This window comes from Pseudonocardia pini (assembly GCF_013870575.1).
Lineage (GTDB): Bacteria > Actinomycetota > Actinomycetes > Mycobacteriales > Pseudonocardiaceae > Pseudonocardia > Pseudonocardia pini.
Genome location: NZ_JACBXB010000831.1, coordinates 1 through 2,317, shown reverse-complemented (window position 1 = coordinate 2,317; position 2,317 = coordinate 1). Strand labels below are relative to the sequence as shown.

Below are 2,317 nucleotides of genomic sequence, written 5' to 3'. Positions count from 1 at the left end.
TCAACCCGTCGTCCACCCCGGGACGGTAACGACCGATGATCGCCCGCCGCCTCCGGTTTTCGCGCACACGACGACGGCCCCGGACCTGCTCGGTCCGGGGCCGCCGTCGGTGGAGCCTCTAGTCCAGGTAGTCCCGCAGGACCTGGGACCGCGACGGGTGCCGCAGCTTCGACATCGTCTTCGACTCGATCTGCCGGATCCGCTCACGGGTGACCCCGTAGACCTGGCCGATCTCGTCCAGCGTGCGGGGCTGGCCGTCGGTGAGGCCGAACCGCAGCCGCACGACGCCCGCCTCGCGCTCGCTCAGCGTGGCCAGCACCGACTGGAGCTGGTCCTGCAGCAGCGTGAAGCTCACCGCGTCGACCGCGACGACCGCCTCGGAGTCCTCGATGAAGTCCCCGAGCTGCGAGTCGCCCTCGTCGCCGATGGTCTGGTCCAGCGAGATAGGCTCCCGGGCGTACTGCTGGATCTCCAGCACCTTCTCGGGAGTGATGTCCATCTCCTTGGCGAGCTCCTCCGGGGTGGGCTCACGGCCCAGGTCCTGGAGCAGCTCGCGCTGGATGCGACCCAGCTTGTTGATGACCTCGACCATGTGCACCGGGATACGGATGGTGCGGGCCTGGTCGGCCATCGCGCGGGTGATGGCCTGCCGGATCCACCACGTGGCGTACGTCGAGAACTTGTAGCCCTTGGTGTAGTCGAACTTCTCGACCGCGCGGATCAGACCGAGGTTGCCCTCCTGGATCAGGTCCAGGAACGCCATCCCGCGGCCGGTGTAGCGCTTGGCCAGCGACACGACGAGGCGGAGGTTCGCCTCGAGCAGGTGGTTCTTGGCGCGCTCGCCGTCCCGGACGATCCAGCGCAGGTCCCGGCGCAGCTGCGGGGAGAGCTTCTCGCTCGCCTCGATGGCGCGGCGCATGCGCTCGGCGGCGTAGAGGCCCGCCTCGATGCGCTTGGCGAGCTCGACCTCCTCCTCCGCGTTGAGCAGCGCGACCTTGCCGATCTGCTTCAGGTACGCGCGGACCGAGTCGGCGGAGGCGGTGAGCTCGGCGTCCTTGCGCGCCTGGCGCAGGGCCTCCGACTCCTCCTCGTCCCAGACGAACTCGTTCGGCTTCTGCTGGGACGAGCGCGTGGTCGGGGCCCGCCGGTTCGCACCGGTGTTGGTGGGCTCCTCCTCGTCGTCGTCCTCGTCGTCGTCGTCCGAGTCGTCCGCCGCCGTGTCCTCGGCGGTGTCCTCCTCGACGTCCTCGATCTCGACGTCCTCGAGCTCGACGTCGCCGGGGGCGATGTCACCCTCGTCGAGGTCGACGGCGTCCTCGTCGCCGTCGCCCTTCTTCTTGGGCGAGGCCTTGGTGCTCCCGCCGGTCTTCGCGCCGGGAGCGGCCTTGGCCCGTCGAGCGGGCCTCGCCTTCGTGGCGGTGCCCGCGCCGCCCCCGCGTGCGGGAGCGGTCGCCGTCTCGTCCACGGTCGAGTCGGTTCGGGTTGCGGAGTCTGCGGCTGCCACCTAGGCCCTCTCGCTGCGTGCGCTTGCGGTCCGCCGGATCTCGAGTACGAACGCGGCGTGCGTCTTCAGACGCGCTGCGCTGGTCGGTCCGGCCGGCTTCGAGTGGACCTCGCCTCGCCGGTCGCCGTCGTTTCTCGTGGGTCGGCGCGCGTCCCGGGGGCGGGGTTCCCTCGTCATTGTAGCTACGCGTTCCGGGGATGCTCGCCGGTCACGTGCACTTCGGGGCAGCCGCATCGGTTCAGAGGGCCCTTGACGTCGCCGGACGGTCTGTGCGGATGACCCGGACGGCCCACCGAGTGACGTGCCGAACCCCGTGTGGACCTGCGGACTGTGGTCGGATGGGGGACATGGCCCCCCGCCCCACCGGCGTCCCCGCCGCGGATCCGACCGCGTTGCCCGCTCCCGCCGAGCTCGACGAGCTCCGGCGTGTCGCCGAGCGTGTCGCGGGCGAGGCCGCCGCCCACCTCCGCACTCTGCCGGCTCCGCGGGAAACCGGCGAGGTGAGCACGAAGAGCACGCCCACCGACGTCGTCACCGAGTCCGACCAGGCCCTCGAACGGCTCGTCCGGGAGCGGCTGGCGCAGCTGCGTCCGGGGGAGCCCGTGTTCGGCGAGGAGGCGGCCGGGGACGCGGCCGCGGCGCGCTGGGTCGTCGACCCGATCGACGGCACCGTGAACTACCTCTACGGGCTGCCCTGGTACGCCGTGTCGGTCGCGGCGGTCGTCGACGGGGTGTCGGTCGCCGGCGCGGTGGTGGAGCCCGCGAGCGGACGGGTGTGGAGCGCGGCGGCGGGCCAGGGCGCGACCTGCGACG

At 71.8% G+C, this 2,317-nt stretch carries 2 protein-coding genes; one reads left to right on the top strand and one right to left on the bottom strand.

The features are described from left to right. Positions 1-118 precede the first annotated feature (118 nt). The gene (locus tag H5J29_RS29610) at positions 119-1,504 is read right to left on the bottom strand and encodes an RNA polymerase sigma factor (protein WP_181784264.1); all 1,386 of its coding nucleotides are present in this window, start codon (positions 1,502-1,504) and stop codon (positions 119-121) included. Positions 1,505-1,851: 347 nt separating this feature from the next. Between H5J29_RS29610 and H5J29_RS29605 the strand changes: the two genes are divergently transcribed. Further along, the coding region (locus H5J29_RS29605) for an inositol monophosphatase family protein (RefSeq protein ID WP_281376138.1) at positions 1,852-2,317 on the top strand (466 nt) is incomplete at its 3' end.